This window comes from Psychroflexus montanilacus (assembly GCF_020164535.1).
Classification (GTDB): domain Bacteria; phylum Bacteroidota; class Bacteroidia; order Flavobacteriales; family Flavobacteriaceae; genus Psychroflexus; species Psychroflexus montanilacus.
Genome location: NZ_JAIQZC010000002.1, coordinates 1 through 26681, shown reverse-complemented (window position 1 = coordinate 26681; position 26681 = coordinate 1). Strand labels below are relative to the sequence as shown.

General features: G+C 37.9%; 24 protein-coding genes. 13 read left to right on the top strand and 11 right to left on the bottom strand.

The window, feature by feature from the left end; all coding sequences use genetic code 11:
• Positions 1-7 precede the first annotated feature (7 nt).
• From LB454_RS06870 to metK, 4 genes are all read right to left on the bottom strand, one after another.
• Positions 8-1399: an FAD-dependent oxidoreductase gene (locus LB454_RS06870; RefSeq protein WP_224463904.1), complete on the bottom strand. Its 1392-nt coding sequence runs from the start codon at positions 1397-1399 to the stop codon at positions 8-10.
• Entirely contained in the window at positions 1389-2660 is a 1272-nt protein-coding gene (kynU, locus tag LB454_RS06865) for a kynureninase (protein ID WP_224463903.1), read from the bottom strand. Before kynU ends, LB454_RS06870 begins: the two co-directional genes overlap by 11 nt.
• 3 nt (positions 2661-2663) lie before the next feature.
• Positions 2664-3359, bottom strand: coding sequence for a hypothetical protein (locus LB454_RS06860; RefSeq protein WP_224463902.1), 696 nt, complete (start codon positions 3357-3359; stop codon positions 2664-2666).
• 619 nt (positions 3360-3978) lie between these two features.
• Positions 3979-5229 carry a methionine adenosyltransferase gene (gene metK, locus LB454_RS06855; protein ID WP_224463901.1) on the bottom strand — a complete coding sequence of 417 codons (1251 nt, stop codon included), beginning with the start codon at positions 5227-5229 and terminating at the stop codon, positions 3979-3981.
• A 210-nt stretch (positions 5230-5439) separates the two neighbouring features.
• Here metK and LB454_RS06850 point away from each other — a divergent pair, with 210 nt between their 5' ends.
• Positions 5440-5862 (top strand): OsmC family protein, encoded by a 423-nt coding sequence (locus tag LB454_RS06850; RefSeq protein ID WP_224463900.1) that lies wholly within the window; start codon positions 5440-5442, stop codon positions 5860-5862.
• Between the two features lie 88 nt (positions 5863-5950).
• On the opposite strand, the gene LB454_RS06845 is transcribed toward LB454_RS06850, so the two are convergent.
• Positions 5951-7159 carry an exo-beta-N-acetylmuramidase NamZ family protein gene (locus LB454_RS06845; RefSeq protein WP_224463899.1) on the bottom strand — a complete coding sequence of 403 codons (1209 nt, stop codon included), beginning with the start codon at positions 7157-7159 and terminating at the stop codon, positions 5951-5953.
• 8 nt (positions 7160-7167) lie between these two features.
• Between LB454_RS06845 and LB454_RS06840 the strand changes: the two genes are divergently transcribed.
• The 3 genes from LB454_RS06840 (at position 7168) to LB454_RS06830 (ending at position 9911) form a co-directional block, all read left to right on the top strand.
• Positions 7168-8403 (top strand): ABC transporter permease, encoded by a 1236-nt coding sequence (locus tag LB454_RS06840; RefSeq protein WP_224463898.1) that lies wholly within the window; start codon positions 7168-7170, stop codon positions 8401-8403.
• Positions 8404-8484: 81 nt separating this feature from the next.
• Complete coding sequence (locus tag LB454_RS06835; RefSeq protein WP_224463897.1) at positions 8485-9465, top strand: PLP-dependent cysteine synthase family protein; 981 nt, start codon at positions 8485-8487, stop codon at positions 9463-9465.
• Positions 9466-9689: 224 nt separating this feature from the next.
• Positions 9690-9911 (top strand): hypothetical protein, encoded by a 222-nt coding sequence (locus LB454_RS06830; protein WP_224463896.1) that lies wholly within the window; start codon positions 9690-9692, stop codon positions 9909-9911.
• Between the two features lie 101 nt (positions 9912-10012).
• On the opposite strand, the gene LB454_RS06825 is transcribed toward LB454_RS06830, so the two are convergent.
• Entirely contained in the window at positions 10013-11599 is a 1587-nt protein-coding gene (locus tag LB454_RS06825; RefSeq protein ID WP_224463895.1) for a peptide chain release factor 3, read from the bottom strand.
• Positions 11600-11724: 125 nt separating this feature from the next.
• Here LB454_RS06825 and LB454_RS06820 point away from each other — a divergent pair, with 125 nt between their 5' ends.
• The 8 genes from LB454_RS06820 (at position 11725) to LB454_RS06785 (ending at position 21976) form a co-directional block, all read left to right on the top strand.
• Positions 11725-15921: an SdrD B-like domain-containing protein gene (locus LB454_RS06820; RefSeq protein WP_224463894.1), complete on the top strand. Its 4197-nt coding sequence runs from the start codon at positions 11725-11727 to the stop codon at positions 15919-15921.
• A 9-nt stretch (positions 15922-15930) separates the two neighbouring features.
• Positions 15931-16866: a PorP/SprF family type IX secretion system membrane protein gene (locus LB454_RS06815; RefSeq protein WP_224464317.1), complete on the top strand. Its 936-nt coding sequence runs from the start codon at positions 15931-15933 to the stop codon at positions 16864-16866.
• Between the two features lie 4 nt (positions 16867-16870).
• Positions 16871-19186 carry an OmpA family protein gene (locus LB454_RS06810; protein WP_224463893.1) on the top strand — a complete coding sequence of 772 codons (2316 nt, stop codon included), beginning with the start codon at positions 16871-16873 and terminating at the stop codon, positions 19184-19186.
• A 103-nt stretch (positions 19187-19289) separates the two neighbouring features.
• Complete coding sequence (idi, locus tag LB454_RS06805) at positions 19290-19826, top strand: isopentenyl-diphosphate Delta-isomerase (RefSeq protein WP_224463892.1); 537 nt, start codon at positions 19290-19292, stop codon at positions 19824-19826.
• Between the two features lie 4 nt (positions 19827-19830).
• Positions 19831-20241: a 6-pyruvoyl trahydropterin synthase family protein gene (locus tag LB454_RS06800; protein WP_224463891.1), complete on the top strand. Its 411-nt coding sequence runs from the start codon at positions 19831-19833 to the stop codon at positions 20239-20241.
• Position 20242: 1 nt separating this feature from the next.
• On the top strand, positions 20243-20698 hold the full coding sequence (locus LB454_RS06795; protein ID WP_224463890.1) for a peroxiredoxin: 456 nt from the start codon (positions 20243-20245) through the stop codon (positions 20696-20698).
• On the top strand, positions 20698-21666 hold the full coding sequence (locus LB454_RS06790; RefSeq protein ID WP_224463889.1) for a type I phosphomannose isomerase catalytic subunit: 969 nt from the start codon (positions 20698-20700) through the stop codon (positions 21664-21666). The genes LB454_RS06795 and LB454_RS06790 overlap by 1 nt, the downstream gene beginning before the upstream one ends.
• 43 nt (positions 21667-21709) lie before the next feature.
• Positions 21710-21976 (top strand): hypothetical protein, encoded by a 267-nt coding sequence (locus tag LB454_RS06785; RefSeq protein WP_224463888.1) that lies wholly within the window; start codon positions 21710-21712, stop codon positions 21974-21976.
• Between the two features lie 24 nt (positions 21977-22000).
• On the opposite strand, the gene LB454_RS06780 is transcribed toward LB454_RS06785, so the two are convergent.
• The 3 genes from LB454_RS06780 to LB454_RS06770 are packed head-to-tail and all read right to left on the bottom strand — an operon-like array spanning position 22001 to position 24888.
• Positions 22001-22753: a DUF4369 domain-containing protein gene (locus LB454_RS06780; protein ID WP_224463887.1), complete on the bottom strand. Its 753-nt coding sequence runs from the start codon at positions 22751-22753 to the stop codon at positions 22001-22003.
• A 13-nt stretch (positions 22754-22766) separates the two neighbouring features.
• Positions 22767-24032: a DUF819 family protein gene (locus LB454_RS06775; protein WP_224463886.1), complete on the bottom strand. Its 1266-nt coding sequence runs from the start codon at positions 24030-24032 to the stop codon at positions 22767-22769.
• Positions 24033-24081: 49 nt separating this feature from the next.
• Positions 24082-24888, bottom strand: coding sequence for an HAD family hydrolase (locus tag LB454_RS06770; protein ID WP_224463885.1), 807 nt, complete (start codon positions 24886-24888; stop codon positions 24082-24084).
• Between the two features lie 156 nt (positions 24889-25044).
• On the opposite strand from LB454_RS06770, the gene LB454_RS06765 reads away from it, so the two are divergent.
• Positions 25045-25812: a S1/P1 nuclease gene (locus LB454_RS06765; protein WP_224463884.1), complete on the top strand. Its 768-nt coding sequence runs from the start codon at positions 25045-25047 to the stop codon at positions 25810-25812.
• Here LB454_RS06765 and LB454_RS06760 read toward each other — a convergent pair.
• Both LB454_RS06760 and LB454_RS06755 read right to left on the bottom strand, forming a co-directional pair.
• The gene (locus tag LB454_RS06760) at positions 25809-26087 is read right to left on the bottom strand and encodes a TIGR03643 family protein (protein ID WP_224463883.1); all 279 of its coding nucleotides are present in this window, start codon (positions 26085-26087) and stop codon (positions 25809-25811) included. The two genes, LB454_RS06765 and LB454_RS06760, sit on opposite strands and share 4 nt — an antisense overlap.
• A gap of 4 nt (positions 26088-26091) precedes the next feature.
• Positions 26092-26439 carry a DoxX family protein gene (locus LB454_RS06755; RefSeq protein ID WP_224463882.1) on the bottom strand — a complete coding sequence of 116 codons (348 nt, stop codon included), beginning with the start codon at positions 26437-26439 and terminating at the stop codon, positions 26092-26094.
• Positions 26440-26681: the final 242 nt, after the last annotated feature.

The window sequence follows — 26681 nt, the reverse complement described above, 5'->3', positions numbered from 1 at the left end:
GTTGAGATTAAATATCAAAAATCAGTTCGTTGTCTTCTGCTTTTGTGGAAATTTCACGCACCAAATTTAATTTTTCTTGAAGACTCATTTCAGCTTTCAGTATATTTTTTCTTAGCATTTCCTGAATCACCAGGTCCTGTGCACGTCCCTGGCTTATAGCCTTGGTGTAGGGAAGGTCTGCTCTAAAGGTCACCAGCGAATATTTAGAATGGTATTCATTGGGAAACTCCTTTTCAAACTCCAGTTCCAGTTTTCGTTTTTCCAGAAAAACTTCATCTGCTGTATGCGATTTCATTTCATGAAAATTATCCAGAGCCAGGTCTGCAATCGCATCAGCATCAGGTTTTCTATGTTGACTAAAATGCTTAAAAGAGGCATCCAGATCAAAATCAGACTCGGCTAAAGCTTTATCAAACTCAACGACATCTTCAAAAGAAGCATTCATGCCCTGCCCGTAAAACGGAACAATAGCATGCGAAGCATCGCCCATCAACAGTGTTTTGCCGTAAGTCCAGGGGAAACAACGAATCGTGCCCAGCGGAGCTGTAGGATTTTCAAAAAATTCAGTTTTCAAATCAGGCATCAATTCATAAGCATCGGGATAAACCTCCTTAAAATATTCTTCAACAATAGCTTCCGTCGTCAAATTATTGAAATTATACTTGCCGCCTTCGTAAGCCAAAAACAAGGTCACCGTAAAACTCTTGTCCTGATTGGGAAGAGCAATCAGCATATTTTCGCCTCTTGGCCAGATGTGTAAGGCTCCTTTTTCTGTAGCGTAATGTCCATCTTTTGTTGCTGGAAACGTCAGTTCTTTATAGCCGTGGGTTAGGAAGTCTTGCGATCGGCTAAATAGAAATCCTTTTTCTCGTTCCATCTGCTGTCGAACTACAGAACCTGCACCATCTGTTCCGATAATGTAATCTGCCTGTAAAGTGTATTCTGAATTTGAGTTTGCGGGCTTAAATCTGGCGTTCGCCTGCTTAAGGTTTACGTTGGTACAGGTGTTTTCAAATTGGATCTCGACATTAGGATAAGTTTCCAACTTATCTAAAAGCAAGGCGTTAAGACCAGTTCTTGAGATCGAATTGATGTATTCCCCTTCTCTTCCGCTGTATTTTGAAAGCTGAGTTTCGCCCTGAAGGCTGTGTAGCATCCTGCCGTACATAGGGATGCACAGACTTTCCACCTCTTTCTCCAAGCCTACCATTTTAAGGCCCTTCAACCCACGGTTGGACAAGGCTAAATTGATGGATCTGCCAGCCGCCAGTTTCGCTTTGCGCAAGTCAGATCGCTTTTCGGTTAGCGTGACTTTGTAGCTTAGCTGGGCCATGCGTAAAGCGAGTAGTGAACCGCAAAGTCCAGCACCAATGATGAGTATATGTTCTTTAGTTGCCATGCAGACAGAGTTTTAAAAGTTGTACAAATTCATATACATCTGTAAACGAATTATAAAGCGGAGCAGGAGCGATGCGGATCACATCGGGTTCTCGCCAGTCGGCTACGACGCCTTGAGTTGTGAGCTGATCGAAAAGGGAGCGGTCGGCATTCTTCATCTGGATAGACAATTGGCATCCGCGTTCTCCCGGTGATCTAGGTGTCAAAATTGAAATATCGGTGTTGTCGAAATCGTCAATGAGAAACTCTAGAAATCCCGTCAGTTTTACCGATTTTTCTCTCAAGTTATCAAAACCTGCTTTTTCAAATAAATTCAGGGATGAGCGTGTGCCTGCCAAAGATAAAATTGGCGGATTGCTTAGTTGCCAGCCCTCTGCGGTTGGCGTAGGGTCAAATCCAACTCTCATGTTGAAACGTGAGTCTTTATTATGTCCCCACCAGCCCACAAAACGATTGATACTTTGGTTTTGGATATGCTTTTCGTGCACAAAACAGCCCCCAATGCTGCCTGGTCCGGAATTCAAATATTTGTAGGTACACCACACGGCAAAGTCAGCGCCGATGTCGTGTAAGTTAGGTTGAATATTGCCTGCCCCATGGGCCAAATCAAAACCAACAGTGATGTTTTTGTCCTGACAACGTTTGGCGATGCGTTTCAAATCAAAGGCCTGGCCAGAGTAATAATTAGTGCTTCCCACCATGACTAAGGCTATTTCATCTTTATGAGTTTCCAGAAGCGCTTCAAAATCTTCGTGTCGGCAAAGGTGTTCACCTTCCCTAGGCTTCCAAAGAATAAGGCCTTCTTTAGGATCGATATTGTGAAATTTCAGCTGAGACTCCACTGCATATTTATCGGAAGGAAAAGCATCGCTTTCAATCAGGATTTTGAATTTCTTTTGAGTCGGTTTGTAAAACGATACCATCATCAAGTGAAGGTTCACCGTTAAGGTATTCATGATGACGACTTCCTCTGGCTTTGCACCCACGATCTTAGCCATGGGTTGTGCCAAATCTTCGTGTGAAGTCAGCCACGGAGTTTCGGCATCGGTATGGCCTTCCACTCCAAATTTTGCCCAGTCGTTTAATTCCTGCTGAACGTAGGCTGAGGTTTGCTTAGGTTGAAGCCCAAGGGAATTGCCACACAAATAGATTTTGGGTGAACCGTCTGCTTTGACCGGAAAATGAAACTGACTTCTAAAGTGATGTAACGGATCGTTTTGATCCTGTTCCGCTGCAAAAGCCCTGGAATTGATGTACTTCATAAATTAATTGACGCTAATATCGGTGAAGTAAATTTTAAAGCTTCCTTCTTTGGTATCGTGCATTCTGGCGATTTTAATGCCGTTGAAGTCATCGTAATCCTCCCAAGTGGTGGCCAGTCTTGGCTCGTCGCTACCTTTGGGCGTATAAGACCACTCGCGGATCATCTTATTCTCGTCAACATAAATATGGTAGGTGTCGCCAGGGGTATAGCCGGCTTCATCTTTGTACATGATGGCAATTTCCTGCATCAGTTCACCAGAAATCGGCGCTTCTACCTGTTCAGTAACTTCATAATCAAAGTTATCGTCCCAAACCAAATGGAATGGAAATAGTAACCAGTATTTATCATTGACAAAACCACGATCGGCAAAGGCAATGTCTTCTTCAAACTTATTAGTGTTATATGTAAGGGTGGTGTCTTGTGTTTTCATGGTGACCTCACCTGTTTTTGGTTTCCATTTCCAGGTACGACTGGAGATATTGTCACCATTTTGGGCATTGAAGGTGTAGGAGATGGAATCTACTTCAGACCAGTTCTCGTAGCCATTGGCAGAAGCGATGTCTTCCAAGATGCCAATTCCTTTATCTGAAGAGACCTCAGAAGTTGACTCAGACTTGGATTCTTCTGACTTATCTTTTTTCTGGTTGCAGGCTCCAAGGAATAGGAGCGACACTAATAAAAGGGAAAGATGTTTCATGTGGATTATTTTTGAGTAAAGTTAGGTGTTGCAAAAGGCTTCTACAAATATAATGAAGAAGACAGGAATTTATTTAACAGGTGTAGGGAGTAAGTTGAAGAGTGTCTAGGCTTGTGATGCTTTAGGTGATCTATAAGCTGTAACAGAATTCAAGATCACTTGCATAATTTTCTTCTTCGAACTAGATGCCAGGGCTCTGCCCCTCGGTACATAAACTAGGTGCTTGTTTTACAAAGATTAGTGGGCTCTGCCCTTTTTTTAAAGACGTAGTCCTAATAGTCTTCATTTCCTAAGTTAATATACATAAAAGGAATATGAGTTCCAATAATTTTTATTATGAAAACATGTGGAAGGAGCGTTAGCCCTGCAATCTTCGTAAAAAGTAAAGAAGTAGATGTTGCAAGGGGCTTTAGCCCTGAAATCTTCATAGTAAAACGAGAGTAGGCAAAAAGGGGCGTTAGCCCTGACATCTTCGTCTCAACAGTGTTGAGCTTTGTCAACTTGTCCCGTGCTTTGGGACAAGTTGACAAGCCTGGACGCTGAATTGAATTAAACTTTAGCGTACAAGTTGGTTATCTTAAAGAGTTCAGGCTATCTTGAAACAAATTCAGAAAAAAAATTACAAATCGAAAGCTTCTTTCAGTTGATCCACATAATCCAGTTTTTCCCAGGTGAAAAGCTCGACTTCACGACGGACTTCCCCAGAATAATCTGAACGGTAGATTTTGGTTTCAAAGCGTGGTTCTTTTCCCATATGGCCGTAAGCGGCAGTTTCTCTGTAGATAGGGTTTCTTAATTTTAAGCGTTCCTCGATCATTCCTGGGCGCATATCAAAAATCTGTCTGATTTTTCTGGCAATGTCTCCATCGCTCATGTTGATGTGTTTATTGGTGGTGTTTACTAAAATAGACGTAGGTTCGCTTACCCCAATAGCGTAGGACACCTGGACCAAAACTTCATCTGCAATGCCTGCGGCTACCATGTTTTTAGCAACGTGCCTGGCTGCATAAGCTGCGGAACGGTCGACCTTGCTGGGGTCTTTTCCAGAAAAAGCACCACCGCCATGAGCACCTTTACCACCGTAGGTGTCGACAATGATTTTTCTTCCTGTAAGTCCGGCATCACCGTGAGGTCCACCAATGACAAATTTCCCTGTGGGGTTAATATGGTATGTGATATTTTCATCAAACAAAGCTTGAGTCTGCTCGTCAAACAAAGCTTTTACTCTGGGAATCAGGATAGATTTGATGTCTTCGGCAATTTTTTGAAGCATGGTTGCATCTTTATCAAAATCGTCATGCTGAGTGGAGACTACAATTGTATCTATGCGCTGGGGTACATTATCGTCGGAATACTCAATAGTGACTTGTGCCTTAGCATCGGGACGGAGATAGGTGATGTCGTCGTTTTCTCTACGAAGTTTGGCCAGTTCGATAAGAAGTTTGTGAGAAATATCCAGTGCCAATGGCATGTAATTTTCGGTTTCGTTGGTCGCATAACCAAACATCATTCCCTGGTCTCCAGCGCCTTGTTCTTCTTTGGAAGCTTTGTCCACACCCTGGTAAATATCCTGAGATTGCTCGTGAATCAAAGAAATTACACCACAGGAATCCCCAGAAAACTGATAAGCTCCTTTAGTATAACCTATATCGTTTATAACGTCTCTGGCAATTTGCTGAACGTCTAAGTAAGTATTGCTTCTCACTTCTCCTGCCAGAACCACCTGGCCAGTCGTGACCAAGGTTTCACAGGCGACTTTGGAAGTTTCATCAAAGGCTAAAAAAGAGTCGAGCAGGGCATCGCTGATTTGATCGGCGATTTTATCGGGGTGTCCTTCAGAAACACTCTCTGAAGTAAATAAATAGGACATAGAATAAGATTTAAAGTTATAGTCGGGAGGAAGGAAAATTAGACTAAAATCTTCAAAATATACTGCTTTAGCATTTTAAAAAGAGGTTGCAATCAGTCAAATCCTTCCTCGGTGCAAACATAATAAATTTGAGTCATTCTAAATTGTATTAAGTTATTTTTAGCAGATTTATACTGAAGATTCATTTGCTTTGTATAAAATTAGAGAATCATGAAAATCAGTTTACATAAGAAACCCAACAGTGACGTTCATTTTGAGGCAGAAAATTCATTGGGTCATACAATTGAACTTTACAATTCTTCGGCACCCAACCCAAAGGCACCAAGTCCAATGGAATTAATTTTGATGGGAACCGCAGGCTGCAGCAGTATCGATATTGTACATATTTTGAAAAAGCAGAATCTGGAGATTAAAAATTTAAATGTCGATGTAGAAGGTTTCAGAAAAGACACCGACCCCAAAGTTTTTCATACGATTAAATTACTCGTTAAACTTGAAGGTGATATTCCAGCCAATAAGGCCAAACGCGCAGCACAGCTGTCCTTTGAAAAGTACTGCTCGGTCTCCAAGATGCTGGATCAAACGGTGGATATTCAGTATCAGGTGGAATTGAACGGGGAGAAGGTTGAGTAATGTAGTAAAGCCCATCCCTAACCCTTCCCCAAGGGAAGGGGACTATTTAATATAACAAGAAAAGTAAAGTCTCCATTCTTGCGAGGAGCTAGTGGATTCCTCTCTCATAGAGTAAATACGGTTTGATTTTGGCTTTGTAGTTGTTCAGGTCAGTTTGCCAGCTTTTTCTTATTTCTTCTGCTGTTTTTCCCTGCTGAATTTGCTCCTGCAAATTTGAATTTCCTGCCAGTTTATTAAAAAAATCGTTGAAAAATGAATCCTGGTCCTGGGTGTGATGATACGCCTGAAGCAACCAGTCCAAATTAAGATAATCGAGATCGCTATGATTTTGAAGATTCTTTCCATAACAAAGTTGATTCTCGTGTTTTGGGTATTTAGCGCCATCCATAGATTTTGGTGTGTATTTAAAATCAAAGAGTGAAGCATCCAAAAATGGTGAACCAAACACCTGAAACTGCATAGTTGTTCCTCGACCCGCATTCACATTGGTGCCTTCAAAAAAACATAAACTCGGATATAAGTTGACGGACTTGGCATTGGGGAGGTTGGGTGAAGGCTTTATGGGTAAATCATAAGTTAATTGTGGAGAATAGCCTCTCATGTCAATAATTTCTAATTGGCACTGGATTCCGTCCTTTAGCCATTCTTCTCCATTGATCATCTGAGCATATTCAGCAATGGTTAATCCATGAACAACAGGAACCGGATGCATCCCCACAAAACTTTTAAATTCGTCTTCCAAAACTGGACCGTCTATAAAATGACCATTGGGGTTGGGCCTGTCCAAGATAAGCAAAGGTATATCCTGTTCTGCACAGGCCTCCATGATGTAATGCAGCGTAGAAATGTAAGTGTAAAATCGTGCTCCTACATCTTGAATGTCAAACACCATGATGTCGATACCTTTTAGATGTTCTTCTTTTGGTTTTTTTTGATTACCGTATAGTGAAATGATCGGAATGCCTGTTTTGGTATCTATGCCATCTTTTATGAGTTCACCAGCATCTGCGGTTCCACGGAAACCATGTTCTGGCGCAAATACGTTTTTAATCTTGATGTTACGGTTCAGAAGGGAATCGACCAGGTGAACGTAATCAGTTTCAGAAGTGAAAATAACCGAAGTTTGGTTACCAACTATCCCTACGTTTTTACCTTCAAGAAATTCTAAGTAGGATTCTGTGCGGTTGGCGCCTACGCCTAGACTGTTATATGTATTAATTTCTGCTTGTTGCGCAGAGCAAGAAATACATACCAAAAGAATAAAATAAACTGTATTTTTGAACCTCTTTAAAATCATATGTCAGCTTGAATTTTGAATATTTTATTTCCAAACGGCTAGTCACCAAAACCGATCATAAAAGTAACATATCGGCTCCGATAATTAAAATTGCTATTTCAGCGATAGCTATCGGTATTATCATGATGTTTATAGCGATTAGCACTGGCTTTGGACTTCAAAATAAGATTAGAGAAAAAATTGCAGCATTCAATGGTCATATTGTGATCAATAATTTTTCCAATAACCAATCTACCATTACTCAAAACCCTGTAACAATAAAACAGGATTTTTATCCAGAATTCTCTGGCATTCCTGAGATAGAACACATACAAAAAGTAGCTACTAAATACGGTATTGTCAGAACGGAAACTGACTTCGAAGGTATTGTTGTCAAAGGTGTAGAGGAGAATTACCGCTGGGAATATCTGGAAGAGTACCTTGTGGAAGGGAAGCTCCCTGTTTTTGACAAAAAGATAAGCAGAGAAGTTTTAATTTCTAATTATTTAGCCAATCGTTTAGGGTTTAAAGTTGGTGATAAATTGATTGTATATTTTCTACGTGAAGACCAGGACCGTTTGCCAAGATCGGTTGGCTTAACGATTTCTGGGATTTTTGATTCGGGCTTTAAAGAATTTGACGAGACCTACATCATTGGCGACCTCAAGCAAATTCAACGATTAAATAACTGGGAGGACCATCAGATTGGGCAGTTTGAATTATTTGTAGAGGATTTTTCAGAAATTCAGGAAGTGGGTTATAAGGTATACGAGGAGGTCGACTCTTTTTTAAACGCCAGCACTATCATCGAATTATATCCTTCCATTTTTGAATGGCTCAAAATGTTTGATTTCAATATTATTTTGATCATAGGCATCATGATTTTGGTGGCTGGGATTAATATGATTACCGCTTTGCTGGTGCTGATTTTGGAACGCACACAAATGATAGGCATTTTGAAAGCTTTGGGAGCAACAGATTGGTCAATTCGAAAAATATTTCTTTACAATGCTGGTTTTTTAATTTTTAAAGGTTTGTTCTGGGGGAACCTTATTGGAATTTCAATTTTATTGATCCAAAAGTTCTTGAAAGTTATTCCTTTGAACCCAGAGACCTATTACGTTTCTGAAGCCCCCATCTATTTAAGCCTGGATTACATCCTTATTATCAATATAGGTACTTTATTGCTTTGTGTGTTGATGCTTTTGATACCTTCTATCATTATCACCAAAATTTCTCCTGTTAAGGCTATAAAATTTGAATAGACAAGATTGGAATTAGTCTAAAGCCAATCATACCGTTTTTGAGTTTTACTTTTTTTATCTTTGCCGCATTAAATAAAAACTATGGATTACGCTGAAAATATCATTGGAACAATTGGTAACACACCAATGGTGAAAATGAATAAAATAGTTGAAGACATCGATGCTTTAGTACTGGCCAAGTACGAAACCTTCAACCCGGGAAATTCTGTAAAAGACAGAATGGCTTTGCAAATGATAGAAGATGCTGAAGCCTGTGGAGCTTTAAAGCCAGGTGGAACGATCATAGAAGGGACCTCTGGGAACACAGGAATGGGGTTGGCTTTGGTCGCTATTGTAAAAGGTTACAAAGTCGTTTGTGTCTTAAGTGATAAGCAAAGTAAGGAGAAGATGGATATCTTAAGAGCTGTGGGTTGTCAAGTTCATGTGTGCCCAACAGATGTGGCCCCCGATGATCCAAGATCTTATTATTCTACTTCGGCTAGGTTGGCGAAAGAGACACCAAATTCCTGGTACGTAAACCAGTATGATAACCCCTCTAATTGTAAAGCACATTTCAAGACGACGGGACCTGAAATTTGGGAACAAACTGATGGAAAGATTACTCATTTTGTAGTTGGCGTTGGAACAGGAGGAACCATATCCGGAGTAAGCAGTTATTTGAAAATGAAGAACCCAGATATTAAAGTATGGGGTATCGACACCTACGGTTCTGTGTTTAAAAAATACCATGAAACAGGTGAATTTGATGAAAATGAAATCTACCCTTATGTCACTGAAGGCATCGGCGAAGACATCTTACCCCTAAATGTAAGGTTTGATGGTATTGATGGCTTTACTAAAGTGACCGATAAAGACGCTGCGGTATACACTCAAAAATTAGCTAAAGAAGAAGGTATGTTTTTGGGAAACTCAGCAGGAGCAGCAGTCAAAGGGCTTTTACAGCTGAAAGAGCATTTCAAAAAAGATGATGTGGTGGTTGTTTTATTTCATGATCATGGAAGCCGGTACGTTGGAAAAATGTTTAATGATGATTGGATGCGTGAGAAAGGATATATTGAATAACACAAAACCGATTACTACTATATAAAAAGCTCCTGAGGAATCAGGAGCTTTTTTTTTGTATAAAAGACCGTGATTCACACATAAAATTTATCCAGATTCGAAACAGCATTTAAAAAAATAAAAGCAATAAATAAAAATTTACATTAATATTTAAATGACATAGCATTTATTGTATATATTTAGCAATTATTAATAATGTTAATGACTTCAAATCAATAAAGCTTATGGACCTACTATTACCAGAACCCCTGATTCACATTTTCCTTTTGTCCTTGCTAGGATTAAACATTATTTCATCTTTTCACATACTTTTAGTTCAGAAGAAATTGATGGATAAAGTTATATTCTTATCTATAATTTGGATTTTACCTATACTCGGCATTTTAGCCTATTATGCTTCTGCTTATGTATTTTATGATGAACAAAAAAGAAATCTTACTTCTTAAGTGTAGGTTGTCTTAGCCCTGATTGCAGCAGAAAGCCCGCAACCCCCAATGCTTTGGGGGGAGGACTTGACGCGGAAAGCAGGTTCCTGGCTCCAAAACCTTTAAAACTCTGACGTAAAGTGAAAGGTAATGTTAGGATATTTTTGCTGAGTCATCTGTAAAGAAAATTCTGAATCGGCGAGAAATACCAACTGATCTGATTTGTCTTTGGCTAGAAACTTCGACTTGACGCGTTTAAATTCTTTGAACTCTTCACTTTTTGGGTCATCGGGCTCTATCCAGCAGGCCTTGTGAACATTGATATTTTCGTAAGAACATTTGGCTCCGTACTCGTGTTCTAACCTGTATTGAATCACTTCGTATTGAAGGGCGCCCACAGTCCCAATGATTTTACGGTTATTAAGTTCCAGGGTGAACAGTTGTGCAACTCCTTCATCCATCAATTGTTCAATACCTTTGTTGAGCTGCTTAGACTTCATGGGATCTGCATTGTTGATGTATCTAAAATGCTCTGGTGAGAAATTAGGAATACCTTTATACTGAAGGATTTCACCCTCGGTAAGCGTATCGCCAATTTTGAAGGTTCCCGTATCATGAAGGCCTACGATATCACCAGGAAACATCTCGTCCACGATTTCCTTACGTTCTGCAAAAAAGGCGTTAGGACTGGAGAATTTCAGATTTTTATTACTACGGACATGCAGGTAAGGTTTGTTTCTTTCAAACTTTCCTGAAACCACCTTCACAAAAGCAAGTCGGTCTCTGTGGCGGGGATCCATATTGGCGTGAATTTTAAAGACAAATCCTGTGAATTTATCTTCTTCTGGCCTTATTTCTCGAATATCACTTTGTTTTGGTCTTGGAGGAGGAGCAATGCTTATAAAGCAATCCAGTAACTCACGAACTCCAAAATTATTTAAAGCCGATCCAAAAAACACAGGTTGCAATTCACCACGTTTGTATTGGTCGATATCAAACTCTGGGTAAACGCCTTGTGCCAGTTCAAGTTCCTCTCTCAGGGTATCTGCTGAATCTGTGCCAATAAGTTCATCAATTTCGCCTGTAGATAAGTCGCTTACCTTCACGGTTTCTTCGATATCTTTTTTGGGATCACCAGTAAACAAATTGACATTCTTTTCCCAGATGTTATAAATGCCTTTGAAGTCATAACCCATCCCGATAGGGAAGCTTAATGGGGTGACGTGAAGGCCTAATTTTTGCTCAATTTCATCAAGGAGTTCAAAAGCATCTTTACCCTCTCTATCCATTTTATTGATGAAAACGATGATAGGAATGTTACGCATTCGGCAAACCTTGACGAGTTTTTCGGTTTGCTCTTCCACCCCTTTAGCAACGTCAATGACAACGATGACACTGTCTACAGCAGTAAGGGTTCTAAAGGTGTCTTCAGCAAAATCCTTGTGACCAGGAGTGTCTAGTATATTGATTTTTATGTTTTTGTATTCAAAACCCAGTACGGAAGTGGCTACAGAAATACCACGCTGACGTTCAATTTCCATAAAATCACTGGTAGCTGTTTTTTTAATTTTATTGGATTTTACGGCACCTGCTTCCTGGATGGCACCTCCAAATAAAAGTAGTTTCTCTGTTAAAGTCGTTTTACCAGCATCTGGGTGTGAGACAATACCGAAGGTTCTTCGGCGATTGATTTCCTTATTTATCTTCATGCGGCAAATTTAATTTTTTATGTGCTGAAATCAATCATATTGACCTATTTATTGATGATTTTTGCTTAATAAAATCAAAAAACTTTGAAATCTTTAATATATATTTGTGTTAAATTATCAACTACATGAGAATAACTACTTCATCTATTATATTCTTATTGATAGTGTTTTTTCAAACCTCTTTAGCCACAGCTCAAGAAGAAAGATCCTATCTGCCTAGTCCTTTTGACGAACTCATGCAAACGCTAAGTTCTTCTGGCGTAGTTGAAGGTCTTATTTATGCAGATTTTAATGGAAATGGTACCAGAGATTCTGGAGAACCTGGATTGGAAGGTGTGCGTGTAATTATTGTAAACGCCAATGGGAATGGTCAGACTACGCCTACAGACTCTGATGGAATATGGTCCGCACAGGTAGTCGAAGGTACTGCTACTCTCATTATGGATGCAACAAGCTTGGATGCAGGGTTCTTGCAAACTGAAGGAACAGATCCGAGTACTGTGCTTGTTATTGCAAACGATACAGTACAGGCAGAAACAAAAGGATTTGCTTTTCAGGGTGACGCTACTGGTCATCTATATTTTGATACCAATGGTAATGGTGTTCAAGACTCTCTGGAGCTGGACATGCCAGATGTAGATGTGTTAGTAACCGATCAATATGGTAATAACCAGACAGTCACAACAGATTCTGAAGGAGACTGGCAGGCTACTGTTTTATTTGGTCCTGTGGAAGTGAATATTGATGAATCTGATGCAGACTTTCCTACAGGAGCTTTTCAAACTGAAGGGACCAATCCCTCTACGCATACAATTCCTAATGGTGAAGTAACATTTACAGAAAATGATGGTTTTTTTGAATCGGGAATACTCTCTGGAATTGTTTATTTTGATGATAATGGAAGTGGAAATCAAGATCCTGGAGAGCCTGGAATAGCAAACATTCCTGTGGAAGTGACAACATCTCAGGGAGATACTATTAATCTGGTAACTGACGGAAATGGAGCATGGAGTACAAGAGTTCCTGAAGGTACTACAGTCTCTCTGATTGATGAAACTGCAGCAGGCTTTCCAATTGGAGCTACACAAACAGATGGAACCAATCCAACAACAACAGAAGTTGTTAACGGCCAGACTTATGAAGAATTTGACGGCTATCTTGGATCAGGAATCTTAAGAGGTCATCTGTACTTTGATGAAAATGGAAACGGGACTCAGGACGTTGGAGAAGCAGATATGCCAGATGTAGATGTTGAAATTATTGACTCCTTTGGAAATGTAACCATCCTCGAGACAGATATAAACGGTGATTGGGAGATCGAAGTTCCAGCTGGTAATACCTTTTCAAATATAGATCAACAGGATCCAGATTTCCCTCAGGGAGCGGTTCAAACCGAGGGTACAGATCCAACTCTAACTTTGGTTGTTGCAGGTTCTGATACATTGTCTGATAATGACGGATTTTTTGAAGTGGATCCAGAACTGGAAGGTACCTTGTTAGGGCACTTGTACATAGACACCAATGGTAATGGAACCCAGGATTCTGGTGAGCCTGACCTGCCCAATATTGATGTTCAAATTACAGATACCTTTGGAAACGTTACTATTTTGGAAACTGATGCTAATGGGGATTGGTCTATTGAAGTTCCCTCTGGAAATACAACTTCAGATATTCTTCAAAGCGATCCTGATTTTCCTGTTGGAGCGGTTCAAACTGAAGGGACAGACCCTACGACCACTTTTGTTCCTGCTGATACTACTATATTATCAGATAACGATGGTTTTTTCTTAAATGACCCTTCTTTGGTTGGAGTTTTAGAGGGGCATCTTTATTTTGACACCAATGGCAATGGAACGCAGGATATAGGCGAACCTGATATGCCAAATGTAGATGTCGAAATTATAGACGTTTTTGGTGATGTGACGCTTCTGGAAACAGATGTTAATGGAGATTGGTCTATTGAAGTTCCAGCTGGTAATACATTTTCAAATATTGATCAGCAAGATCCTGATTTTCCAACTGGAGCCATACAGACTGAAGGTACAGATCCTTCTCTTACCTTTGTTGTTGCAGATGAAACTACACTTTCAGATTTGGATGGGTTTTTTGTTCCAGACCCCAGTCTGGAGGGTACCTTGTTAGGACATTTGTACTTTGATACCAATGGAAATGGAATTCAGGAAATTGGAGAACCAGATATGCCTAATGTGGATGTAGAAATTATAGATGTATTTAATAACGTTACGATTCTTACTACAGATGCCAATGGTGATTGGTCAATCACCGTTCCTGCTGGCGATACCTTTTCTAATATAGACCAGCAGGATCCAGATTTTCCAGCTGGTGCAATACAAACTGAAGGAACAGATCCAACGCTTACTTTTGTACCACAGGATGAAACTGTTTTGTCGGATAATGATGGATTTTTCATCTCGGATCCAGAGCTTTTGGGGACACTCACAGGTCATCTTTATATAGACACAAACGGGAATGGCAATCAAGATACTGGTGAGCCAGATTTAAATGATGTTGAAGTGACGATAACCGATGTGTTTGGAGATACTTCTTCAGTAGTGACAAATGCTAACGGAAACTGGTCTATAGAAGTTCCAGCTGGAAATACAATTTCAGATATTAATCAACAAGATTCTAACTTTCCTGCGGGAGCAGTTCAAACAGAAGGAACCGATCCAACTACAACCTTTGTAACGGTAGGGAATACTACTTTTTCAGAAGATGATGGATTTTTTATTCCAGACCCAAGTCTTACAGGAACTCTAACTGGTCATCTCTATTTTGATGATAATGGAAATGGTACACAAGATGTCGGTGAGCCAGATATGCCAGATGTTGATGTTGAGATTATTGATGTCTTTAATAATGTCACTTTGCTTACTACAGATGTAAATGGAGATTGGTCTATAGAAGTTCCTGCTGGAAACACCTTTTCAAACATCGATCAACAGGATCCAGATTTCCCTCAGGGAGCGGTTCAAACCGAAGGCACAGATCCAACGTTAACTTTTGTAGTTGGAAATGCAACAACTCAATCAGACAACGACGGATTCTTTGTTCAAGACCCAAGTATTACTGGGCTTCTTTCAGGTCACTTATATTTTGATAATAATAACAATGGTATTCAAGATAATGATGAACCGGATATGCCTAATGTTTTGGTCCAAGTAGTTGATGGAGATAACATTACTCAAAATTTAATTACAGATGCCAATGGAGACTGGACTGCTCAGGTTGCTGAAGGTTCTGTAACATCGACCATAGACGTAAATGATCCGAATTTCCCAGAAGGTGCGACTCAAACACAGGGAGATAACCCAACTACAACTGAAGTGAATGCTGGAGACGAACTTTCTGAAGAGCCTGACGGTTTCTTTACAGAAAATCAGTCTGGTATTTTAAGTGGAATTTTATACCTGGATGAAAACAATAATAGCACACAAGATCCTGGAGAGCCAGGTATAGCAAATATTGAAGTAGAAATAGAGGAGTCTGATGGCAGTATTCAAACACTTACTACAGACGAGAACGGTCAATGGTTTGCATCGGTAACTATAGGTTCAACTACATCCTTTATTAATGAAAATGATCCTAATTTCCCAGAAGGAGCAGTGCAAACTCAAGGAACTAACCCTACCACAATTTTTATAGGCTCCAATGCCAATGGATTTGATGTAGATGGATTCTTTGTTGAGGAAACAACCGGGAATTTGACAGGTAAGCTTTATTATGATGACAATGGTAATGGTACACAGGATGCTGATGAAGATGGAATTTCGAATGTGCGCATCTTTATTACTGATGCTGCAGGAACCGAACTTCAGACTGAAACTAATATTGATGGAGATTGGTCCATTGAAGTTTTAGCAGGTGAGACCGTTTCAAAAATTGACACAAATGATAACGACTTTCCAACTAATGTGACACAAACAGAAGGATCAGATCCAACGACAACATTGGTAGTTACTGGTGAAAGTACAAATTCTGACGTAGATGGATTCTTTATTGATGATATACAAATTTTCAATGCTGTTGGCTCAGAAGGCAATCAATTGAATCGTTTCTTCATCAGGGGAATTGAAAATTATCCTAACAATTCAGTGCAAATTTTTAACAGGCAAGGTGTTAAGGTATATGATGCCGAAGGATATGATAATGGAAGCGTCAGGTTTGACGGTTTTAGTGATGGGAATATTACGATTCAAAAGGATAAGCGACTACCACCTGGAACTTACTTTTATATTTTGAATTACGTAAATAGAATAGGTGAAGCCATGAGAAGAAACGGATACTTACATTTAAATTAATACTGAATGATGACTCAATGTCGATTTCTATATATGAGTTTACTGACTTTGCTGCTTCTGTGGTGCAACACCACTTTAGCTCAGCAAGATCCAAACTTTACTCAATACATGTACAATACCATGACTATCAACCCTGCTTACGCGGGGTCTAGAGATGTCTTTAGTGCAGCTGTGTTGCACAGGTCTCAGTGGTTAGGTTTTGATGGTGGACCAGCTTCCCAGACACTATCTGCACACTCACCGATACGCGATGGGAAAATGGGATTAGGATTAAACATTGTGAATGATAGAATAGGGGTAACTCAGGAAACAGACATCAATGCAGTCTACAGTTATGCTATTGAGGTTTCAAGATATACCAAATTATCTTTTGGCCTTAACGCTGGGGTGAATATGCTGAACGTTGATTTTAACGATTTGAATCGACTAGAACCTGCAGATGTTGAATTTTTAAATAATATTGAAAACAAATTCTCACCTCAAGTAGGACTTGGGGCTTTGCTTTATAATGATCAATATTTTGTTGGTTTAAGTGTTCCAGCCCTGCTTAGAAACGATAGATTCTCAGATAATTCAGTAGCAGATGCTACAGTGACAGATAGATTACATTATTATTTGACTGCTGGACTGGTTTTTGATATCAATCCGATGTTGAAGTTCAAGCCCTCTATATTAGTCAGGCACGTAAGTGGTGCACCTTTATTGGCAGAATTGTCATCTAATTTTTTAATTAATGATAAATTTACATTAGGAGCTGCTTATCGATTAAATTCAAACTTCTCGGGTCTTTTTGCTTTTCAAGTAAGTGATTCGATTCTAATGGGAATTGCCTACGATAGAGATACTTCAACATTAACGAATTATAATGATGGATCGCTTGAGTTTTTTGCAAGATTTGAATTATTTAAAAAGTACAAAAGAATGTACACCCCCAGATTTTTCTAAACACATGAAATTGAATTTTAAACATACCTTTTTTTTATTTGCCATTCTTATTTCGTGCCTGGTAAATGCCCAAGAGGATAGATTGAAGGAAGCCGACAAGATGTTTGAAGGTTACGCCTTTATTGATGCTCAGAAGATTTACCTCGAAGTGGCTAAAAGTGGATATAAATCTGAAAACCTTTTCAAAAAACTTGGAGATTCTTATTATTTCAACAATGACCAGGAAAAAGCTTTGGAGTGGTATCAAAAGCTTTATGATCTGAATTCTAATCTTCCCAAGGAATATCTTTTTCGTTATGCGCAGTCCTTAAAAAGTGCAAAGCAATACGATAAGTCAGATCAAATTATGTTAGAGTTTGATGCCTTAAATGATAATGACAGCCGAGTTTCTAAACTTAAAAAAGAACGTAACTATTTAGAGCTTATCGATATGCAGTCGGGTAGATTCGAAATCAATAAGCTTTCTATTAATTCAGAATATTCAGAATTTTCACCTTCATTTTATTCTGATCAACTTATTTTTGCTTCCAATAGGCCAGTGTCCTCTTCAGTAAAAAGAGTTCACGAATGGAATAACCAGCCTTATCTCAATTTATATACAGTTAATCTTTCAGATTCTTTGGAAATTGAGTCTCAGCCCACGAATTTTTCTGAAGAGCTGAATTCTAAATTCCATGAATCTTCCGCTGCCTTTACTAGTGATGGGAAAACTGTTTACTTTACAAGAAATAATTTTTCTGGTAATAAATTAAACAGAGGTGAAGATGGTGTTAGTTATTTGAAACTTTTTCGTTCGAAACTGACAGCAGATAATACGTGGTCCAAACCACAGGAAGTACCGTTCAACAGTGACAACTATTCTGTTGCTCATCCTGCTTTAAGCAATGATGACAAAACGCTGTACTTCTCCTCCGATATGGAAGGGACGCGTGGTATGTCTGATATTTTTAGAGTAGAAATCTTAGGAAATAACACTTATAGTGAGCCAGAAAATTTAGGCGATCTAATCAATACAGAAGGACGTGAGAGTTTTCCATTTATAAGTAAAGACAATTTACTTTATTTTTCTTCAGATGGTCATTTAGGTCTAGGAGGATTGGATGTTTTTGTTGCTGTTATCAAAGATAACGGCGATTTGGGTGAAGTTTTTAATTTGGGAAGACCTATAAATAGCAATAAAGATGATTTCAGCTTTATTATTAATTCAGATTTAAAAAAAGGTTTCTTTGCTTCCAATAGAGGAGACACCGAATCCAATGATAATTTGTACGAAGTCACTCAACTCGAAAAATTGATGACTGCCTGCTCTCAGGTTTTAAATGGTAAGATCTTTACAGCAAATGGTGAAGAAGCCTTGAGTGATGCTAAAGTTGAACTTTTTGATGAGGATTTGAATTTACTTCAATCCACCACTACCAATTCTGAAGGGTTTTATCAATTTGAAGTGGATTGTGATACCCGATATGTGGTAAGGGTTTCCAAAGATGGTTTTGCAACTATTGAAGAGTTAGTTAAAACCAATTCAGATTTTGCAACTGAAAATGAACTAGACTTTAATGCAGAACAAGGAGATGAACTTGGGGTTACTAAGGCAGATAAAGGAGACGACTTAAGTCAGTTACTTCAACTAGACCCAATTTATTTCGATATTGATAAGTTTCAAATTCGTCCAGATGCTGAAGTCGAGTTACAGAAAATTATCGCTGTAATGAAGTCTTATCCGGAAATGAGAATAGATGTAAGATCTCATACAGATAGTAGAGCAGGTGATGCTTACAATAAAATTTTATCAGATAAAAGAGCAACTGCTACCAAAGACTACATTGTAGATAAATCTGGAATAAGTAGCAGTAGAATCTCTGGAAGAGGTTACGGAGAAACACAGTTGGTCAATAGGTGTTCCAACGGCGTAGATTGTTCTGAGGAAGAACATGCCTTAAACCGTAGATCGGAATTCATTATTTTAAATGAAAATGAAACTCCAGAAGACATACGAAAAGAATTGATCGCTTCAGAAAAAGAAAAGGCTAAGGCCCCAAAAACAAATAAAAAAGCCAGTTCTGAGACTTCTTTTTATGACTTTCAAAATTCAACTGAAGAAGTTTATACTGTTCAGATTGGCGCTTTTGGTGCATCATCTGATGTCAAATTTGATAAGGTAGAAAACGTGTTTAGCCATGTTTATGACGATGGGTATAAACGCTATTTTTCATCGATATTCAGCACCAGAAAGGAAGCTGATGAATATAAAATTCAATTAAGAAATCAGGGTGTTGATGGTGCATTTGTGGTAGGACTTCGTGGTGAAGAACGATTCTAAAGTGAATAGGTCAATTACTAAATAATTCATAAATAGCATCTTTTCAACGAAGGTGCTATTCTTATTTGCATCGAAATTCAAGTTATTTTGTACTTTTGAGATTATGACAGAAACGGGTACAAATTATGTGATTTTAGTGGATGAAAACGACAATCCGCTAGGAACCATGGAAAAAATAGAAGCGCATGAAAAAGCCAGACTCCATCGTGCTTTTTCAGTTTTCATTTATAATTCTAAAAATGAATTGATGCTTCAGCAGCGTGCATTGACCAAATATCATACACCAGGTTTATGGACGAATACATGTTGCAGCCATCAGCGACTTGATGAATCTAATATAGAAGCAGGCAAACGTCGCTTGTATGAAGAAATGGGCTTTTCTACAGAGCTACAGGAAACCATCTCATTCATTTATAAGGCTCCTTTTGACAACGGGTTAACTGAGCACGAATACGACTACATTTTAGTGGGAGAGTACAATGAAGAACCAAACCCAAACCCAGAAGAAGTGAATGACTGGAAGTGGATGAAGTTAGAAGATATTGAGGCTGATATCAAAGCGCATCCTAAGAAATACACAGAATGGTTTAAGATTATTTTTGAGAAGCATAAAAGTGAAATGGTAAAATCTTCAATTTAAGAATATGAAAGTAACAGTACATCGTAAAGCTCACTTCAATGCTGCGCACAGATTATATAGAAAGGATTGGGATTTTGATAAGAATGAAGCGGTTTTTGGAAAATGTAATAATCCACATTATCATGGGCACAATTATGAACTTATAGCATCAGTTACTGGTGATATTGATCCGGAAACAGGCTATGTCATGGATGTGAAAATTTTGAAAGACCTTATTAAATCTGAAGTTGAAGACGCTTTTGATCATAAAAATTTGAATGAACAAGTGCCTGAATTTGAAAATCTGAACCCCACAGCAGAAAATATTTCTGTCGTGATTTGGAATAAATTAAAGTCTAAGCTGAAGGAAGATCATGAGCTTGAAATCACGCTCTATGAAACACCAAGAAATTTTGTAACCTATAAAGGAGAATAAGATGTCAATAGAAAAAGGTGAGAAGATCCCTCAATTTGAGCTTAAAGATCAGCATGGAAACACATTCAATTCTGAAGATGTAGTTGGAAAAAAACCAGTTGTCATATATTTCTACCCAAAAGATTTTACTCCTGGTTGTACCAAAGAGGCCTGTAGTTTTAGAGATAGTTATGAAGACTTTCAAGAGGCTGGGGCTGAAGTGATAGGCATCAGCAACGATTCAGAGAAATCTCACTCCAAATTCTCCAAAAAATATAACCTACCCTTTATTTTGCTTTCTGATGCAAATGGAAGAGTAAGAAAAAAGTTTGGAATCAAGAAAAGTCTATTAGGCTTAGTTCCCGGCAGAGAAACATTTGTCATTGATGCCAATGGAAAGGTTATGTTCAAGTTTAATAGTCTGGATGCATCAAAGCACATGAAAAAAGCTTTAAATGCTATTAAAAAGCTGGATTAATGCTATATCCACTTAAGTTTCAACCTATTCTTAAAGAAAAAATTTGGGGAGGCCAAAAGTTGCACTCCAAATCTCAAACAAACTTAGGACATCATAAAATAGGTGAAAGCTGGGAGTTGAGTAGTCTTAAAGAGCAAACTTCTGTTGTTTTAAATGGCGAGTTTAAGGGTCAAAATTTACAACAACTTATCCATAAATTTAAGGGAGAACTTATGGGTCAATCTGTCTATGATCGCTTTCAGGATGAATTTCCTATCCTGATTAAATTCATTGAAGCCAAAGAAAATCTATCGGTTCAACTACATCCAGACGATCAACTGGCCAAAAAGCGTCACCAAAGTTTTGGTAAAACTGAAATGTGGTACATTATTGAAACTGATAAAAACGCTAAATTGATTGTTGATTTCAAAGATTCCATAAGCATTGATAAGTACCAGAAGTTGCTTAGCGAAGATGATTTAGAATCTGCGTTAAATTCATTTGAAGTAAAAGAAGGCGACGCTTTTTTTATAAAACCTGGCTTAGTTCATGCTATTGGAGCTGGAGTTTTGTTAGCTGAAATTCAACAAACATCAGATATCACTTATCGTATTTTCGACTGGAACAGGAAAGATGCAGATGGAAACACCAGAGAATTGCACACAGACTTAGCGCTTAACGCTATCGATTTCAGCCGAAAAGTTGACTATAAAATTCCCTATAAGTCAAAACTTAATTCTAAAGTCCTGCTAGTGGATACACCTTATTTTAAGACCAACTATCTAGAGGTAAAAGGGAGTGTAAACTTAGATTATTCAGGTTTAGATTCATTTGTTATCTTAATGAACGTAGGAGCTAAAGATGCTATTTTAGACTGTGGAGATGAAAAATATTTCGTGTCTTCAAGAGAAACTTTGCTTATTCCAGCAAGCCTTAACCATCTTAGGTTAGAATCAAAATCGACCAAACTTTTAGAAATCAGTATTTAGTTTTAAAATTAGTTTACTTTTGCCAAAATTTAATTTTTATAAAATGGCTAGTAAAAAGGAACTAAAAAAAGATTTGAATGACCGTTTCGGTGAAATTATCGACGGAGCATTAATCAATCAGGAAGCAAATTCAGACGATTCAACTTCAAAAACTGAACAACTTGTAGATGATATCATTGCAGAATTTGATCAACTTATAGAGCAAATCAACAAAAAAGACACTGAAAATAGAGGTAAGCACCTCAAATCTGTAAGAGAGTCTATGAATAAAAAGGCTGATGAGTTTATAGAAAGACTCAACAATCTTTAAATTAATTCATACTGAAGTTATTGCTTAAGCCTCTGGGAGACTATCAATAACTTCAGTTTTTACTGTTTCTTCATCATTCTTTTTTCTATCCTCAATCAGTTCTTTCAACTGCTTACCGTACAGTGATTTTTGAATTGGCTTTTCTAATGAGCTATAAACGGTATCCAAATACTTCACATTCGCATCAAACGCTTCAGAAAGGATTACATATGGTGAAACTTCCAGATTTTTGTTGTTTAGAGCAAAATTGACGGTATACAGGTATTTCCTTCTCAAAATGGAATTGTACTTATCATTGATGCTGTCTATTCTCGCTTCGTCCTGCGATTTGCTGGCTTCAAAGTTTGCCTGTATTAATTCTAATTTCTCATCATTGAATCGCTTGACAACCTTACCATATTCCTCAAGTTTTTGCTGGTTTTCAAATTCAGAAATAATTTCCAAATCCATTCCATAATTCTTCAAAGACGTACTTAGGGATATTTCTCCAGGTTCAGCAAAAAAGTTAATCAACTCTGCATAATCTTCACCATTGTTCCTTTCAAGCTCAATGAACAACAACTGTGGTTCTTCAAGATATGTGTTGAATTCAAATTCTGAAGATCCTGAGATTTGAATTGAATCTATATTTACCAGGCTGGAATCTCCAATCTTTTGAAGATAAACGGTTCCCTTTTTGAGACCAGCAATATCTCCTTTAATAAATAAATTCTCTTTTTCTTTTTGACAAGATGCTAAGATGAAGATAATAATAACGATAGATAGAAGATTTTTCATGTACGTGGGTTTGTTATAAGTTTGATGATATTTCCATTAATATTGTACAGCCTAAAGCTGCGTAGGTTCCAACTACATAACCAAAAACTGCAAGTAAAACGCCAACACTTGTAAGTGAGGGATGAAACGCAGAAGCAACTACTGGAGCAGAGGCAGCTCCGCCAACATTGGCTTGGCTTCCAACAGCCAGGAAAAAATAAGGTGCTTTTATTAGTTTTGCAACCAAAATTAGTAATCCAGCATGTATACTCATCCATACGAGTCCAATAACAATTAATCCTGGATTTTCAAATACTGCTGCAAGATCCATTTTCATCCCTATGGTAGCTACCAAAAAGTAAATAAAAATACTGCCAATTTTACTGGCTCCTGTGCCTTCATAAGACTTAGCTTTTGTAAAGGATAAACCTACCCCAAAAGCTGTGGCAATAGTAATCATCCAGAAAAAAGTAGATGAAAAAGAGGCTAAAGCTGAAGTTTTATCGCTAAAGACTTCAAAATTTGCCAATAAAAAATCAGATATGTGTTCAGAAGCCCAATGCGAAAAGCCAACGGCAACAAAAGCAAGACCAAGCATTATCATATAGTCTTTAAGCTCTGGTGTTCTGGAAACGCTTTTGGTATAGGTAGACACTTTTTCTTTCAATTCTTCTATAGCGGAGTTGTCGGCTTTCAACCATTTATCGATCTTCTCAGATCTTCCAATACCAAGTAAGATGATAGCCAACCAAAGATTGGCGACTACAATATCAACTAGTACCATACCGCCGTATTTTTCAGGATTATATTGAAAGATTTCTAGCATTGCCGCTTGATTGGCTCCTCCGCCAATCCAGCTCCCGGCAAGTGTGGATAATCCTCTCCAAACCGCATCAGGACCAACACCTCCGACAGTTTCTGGAGAAAAAAACGAAATTAATATAATTGCTATAGGTCCACCTATGACTATTCCAACAGTACCTGTAAGAAACATAAGCAGGGCTTTGAATCCTAAGTTTTTGATTGCTTTTAAATCTATACTCAAGGTCATCAAAACCAATGAAGCGGGTAAGAAATAACGACTCGCTACAAAATATAGATTTGATGTCGAGTCGCTTATAATATTGAATGAATTGAAAATGGCAGGAATTAAATAGCACATTAGTAGCGCAGGAACTACCTTATAGAATTTATTCCAAAAACCACTTTTTATGCTGGAAGTATAAAAAATCAACGCTATGCAAAGCATAAGTATCCCAAGAACTACAGCGTCGTTTGTGAATAGCGGACTTCGATCCATTTTTAAAATTTAGAGCGTAAAAGTAAAAATTATTAGCAATTTTTATGGCTTATTGATTTTTAAAATAAAGTTTTAGAAATTCAGCTACACCATCTTCTTTGGCGTGTCCAATAGTTTCATCGGCCGCACGTTTAACCTCTTCTCTGGCATTGCTTACAGCTAGGCCTTTCCCCGATGTCTTTAGCATTTCAATATCGTTATAATTATCCCCAAAACTCATCACCTCATTCATTTCAAAATTAAATTCAGAAGAGATTAAAAACTCAATAGCAGAACGTTTTGAAATTTGTTTAGGAGCAATTTCAATGTAAGTATCCTTAGACCTGTAGAGGTGGAGATCTTGGGGGAATCTTTCAGCAAGTTCATCATAGAATTTTCCAATTAACTCAGCATCACCCATACACATGATTTTATGTGCTCCTATTTGCTTAGGTTTCCATAGTTCAAGTACTTCAGCATTCGTTTTAACAGTAGGATTTACTTTGGTGTTATTGATCTCTCTTTTAGCCCAATGGTCCAGGTGAGGGACGTACCAGTCGTCATTGTTATAAAGACTGAGGTGTAAATTATCCGTATTATGATTTACAATCTCCTTTACAAGCTCAATAGGAATTGTTGTGCTCTGTTTTATTATGTTATTTATACAAATAAGCCCTCCATTATAGGCGACAAAAGGGTTTTTAGTAATATCTAGCTGCTTTTGTAAATATCTCATCGCAGAAGGCATTCTAGCAGAAATAAGAACAATAGGTAATTTGTCTTTTAATTTTCCAATTTCAGAAATTGTTTTCTCAGAAAGCTCACGTTCAGCATTTAGTAAGGTTCCATCGATGTCGCTACAAACAAGTTTTATCATTTTCTTTTAGATTGAATTTAATACTGCTCAAATTAAAGAGTTTCGATTGTAAGTTTATAATTTTTAGTAAGATTAATACGGCGTTTATATTAAGAATTTACTGAAGGCTATACGTTCACTTTATACATTTCCATTTATATTTGAAAAAAATTAAACATGAAATACATACTAGTTTTTCTGATACTTTCTCAAACATTATTAGCCTCAGAGGATTGGGGGCAAAATGGCCACCGTATTGTCGGTGAAACGGCAAATCAGCATATTAAATCCAAAGCTAGAAAAAAGATAGATAAGATCTTAAATGGTCAATCTATTGCAGACGCATCAACTTATGCGGATGAGATTAAAAGTGATAGAGCTTATGACCAATATAAGCCTTGGCATTATGCCAATATTCCTTTTGATCAAACTTATTCTCAAGCAAAAAAAAACCCGCAAGGGGACATCGTTTCTGGGATTGAAGAATGTATCCAACAATTGAAATCAGGTGAATTGAACCTGGAAAAAGAGCAGTTCTATTTGAGGATGCTCATACATTTGGTGGGGGATATGCACCAGCCACTGCATTTTGGTCTAAAAGAAGATAAAGGAGCAAACGATTTTAAAGTCAAGTGGTTCAATAAACCAAGTAACCTCCATAGAGTCTGGGATACTCAAATGATAGAAAGTTATAACATGAGTTATACAGAGCTTACCGACAACTTGCCAGAACTTAGTAAGTCTGAAATTGAATCCATAAAATCAGGAACACTCTTAGATTGGGTAGAGGAGAATAGAGAACTGACTAGAAAGGTTTACAAATCTGCGGATCTCGATGAGAATTTAAGTTACAGATATATGTACGACTGGTTTGGAGTTGCAAAAACTCAAATGAAAAAAGCAGGAATTCGTCTGGCAGTAATTCTAAACGATATTTACTCTTAACGCTTGGATATTTTGTTTTGAGTAATCTGCTTTTGTCTGGAAGATTTAAACTTTTTCATGGAGTGTTTCCTCAACTTTCTGTGTTTTGTAGCCCTTCCTTGAACGCGTTTGCGCCACATCCTAAAACTTGAAGGCTTCATTTCTTTCTGCATGATTTTAATGACTTCCTTTTCTGTAACACCAAATTGAAATTCTATAGCTTCAAATGGTGTTCTGTCTTCCCAGGCCATCTCTATAATTCTATCTAACTCTCTTTCTGTAAATTCCTTTTCCATCTTATTATATATATAGGTATGCCCACCAAATTAATACAAATTGAAGTGGTATTCTTAAAATCAAAACCCACCTAGGGACTCCAACTGCATATTTTTTACCACGTAGCATATTAAAATGTACGAGTAAGAAAACAATAAGCATCAATATGATGCCTAAAGCAGAAATGCTTCTTGTGGCATCAAATAATAAACCAACACCCAGAGCAATTTCAAAGACTCCTGAAAGTAGTACAAGAGATTTTCTTGCTTTTAGATACCTGGGCATTACTTTTATATAAGCCTTTGGTTTTATAAAATGCATGATGCCCGCAAAAGCATACATTATTGACATGACTATTAAATCCCAATTCATATTGCAAGTTTATAAATTAATAATATCAACCAAGCCAAAGTCTTTTTTTTTAATCAATTTTTCACAGCCTGCCATTATTTTTTTGCTCTAATAGAAAGGAGTTGTGTGAGTTATGAATTATCTCAAAAAAACCTTCAAAAAAGTTTGGTTGGTAGTGGGAAAGAGTTGTAATTTTGCACCCCGCTAATTGAGGTATTGGAGTAAGGTTAACACAGAGGTAAAGTAGATTTAACTTCTGTTTT

What these genes read in the sequence shown, in the direction of transcription:
- LB454_RS06790 (WP_224463889.1), top strand. Translation starts at nt 20,698, where the DNA reads ATGCTATATCCACTTAAGTTTCAACCTATTCTTAAAGAAAAAATTTGG.
- LB454_RS06795 (WP_224463890.1), top strand. Translation starts at nt 20,243, where the DNA reads ATGTCAATAGAAAAAGGTGAGAAGATCCCTCAATTTGAGCTTAAAGAT.
- LB454_RS06830 (WP_224463896.1), top strand. Translation starts at nt 9,690, where the DNA reads ATGGACCTACTATTACCAGAACCCCTGATTCACATTTTCCTTTTGTCC.
- LB454_RS06860 (WP_224463902.1), bottom strand. Translation starts at nt 3,359, where the DNA reads ATGAAACATCTTTCCCTTTTATTAGTGTCGCTCCTATTCCTTGGAGCC.
- LB454_RS06845 (WP_224463899.1), bottom strand. Translation starts at nt 7,159, where the DNA reads ATGATTTTAAAGAGGTTCAAAAATACAGTTTATTTTATTCTTTTGGTA.
- metK (WP_224463901.1), bottom strand. Translation starts at nt 5,229, where the DNA reads ATGTCCTATTTATTTACTTCAGAGAGTGTTTCTGAAGGACACCCCGAT.
- LB454_RS06765 (WP_224463884.1), top strand. Translation starts at nt 25,045, where the DNA reads ATGAAATACATACTAGTTTTTCTGATACTTTCTCAAACATTATTAGCC.
- LB454_RS06755 (WP_224463882.1), bottom strand. Translation starts at nt 26,439, where the DNA reads ATGAATTGGGATTTAATAGTCATGTCAATAATGTATGCTTTTGCGGGC.
- LB454_RS06835 (WP_224463897.1), top strand. Translation starts at nt 8,485, where the DNA reads ATGGATTACGCTGAAAATATCATTGGAACAATTGGTAACACACCAATG.
- LB454_RS06850 (WP_224463900.1), top strand. Translation starts at nt 5,440, where the DNA reads ATGAAAATCAGTTTACATAAGAAACCCAACAGTGACGTTCATTTTGAG.
- kynU (WP_224463903.1), bottom strand. Translation starts at nt 2,660, where the DNA reads ATGAAGTACATCAATTCCAGGGCTTTTGCAGCGGAACAGGATCAAAAC.
- LB454_RS06770 (WP_224463885.1), bottom strand. Translation starts at nt 24,888, where the DNA reads ATGATAAAACTTGTTTGTAGCGACATCGATGGAACCTTACTAAATGCT.
- LB454_RS06825 (WP_224463895.1), bottom strand. Translation starts at nt 11,599, where the DNA reads ATGAAGATAAATAAGGAAATCAATCGCCGAAGAACCTTCGGTATTGTC.
- LB454_RS06870 (WP_224463904.1), bottom strand. Translation starts at nt 1,399, where the DNA reads ATGGCAACTAAAGAACATATACTCATCATTGGTGCTGGACTTTGCGGT.
- LB454_RS06800 (WP_224463891.1), top strand. Translation starts at nt 19,831, where the DNA reads ATGAAAGTAACAGTACATCGTAAAGCTCACTTCAATGCTGCGCACAGA.
- idi (WP_224463892.1), top strand. Translation starts at nt 19,290, where the DNA reads ATGACAGAAACGGGTACAAATTATGTGATTTTAGTGGATGAAAACGAC.
- LB454_RS06780 (WP_224463887.1), bottom strand. Translation starts at nt 22,753, where the DNA reads ATGAAAAATCTTCTATCTATCGTTATTATTATCTTCATCTTAGCATCT.
- LB454_RS06810 (WP_224463893.1), top strand. Translation starts at nt 16,871, where the DNA reads ATGAAATTGAATTTTAAACATACCTTTTTTTTATTTGCCATTCTTATT.
- LB454_RS06820 (WP_224463894.1), top strand. Translation starts at nt 11,725, where the DNA reads ATGAGAATAACTACTTCATCTATTATATTCTTATTGATAGTGTTTTTT.
- LB454_RS06785 (WP_224463888.1), top strand. Translation starts at nt 21,710, where the DNA reads ATGGCTAGTAAAAAGGAACTAAAAAAAGATTTGAATGACCGTTTCGGT.
- LB454_RS06815 (WP_224464317.1), top strand. Translation starts at nt 15,931, where the DNA reads ATGACTCAATGTCGATTTCTATATATGAGTTTACTGACTTTGCTGCTT.
- LB454_RS06775 (WP_224463886.1), bottom strand. Translation starts at nt 24,032, where the DNA reads ATGGATCGAAGTCCGCTATTCACAAACGACGCTGTAGTTCTTGGGATA.
- LB454_RS06760 (WP_224463883.1), bottom strand. Translation starts at nt 26,087, where the DNA reads ATGGAAAAGGAATTTACAGAAAGAGAGTTAGATAGAATTATAGAGATG.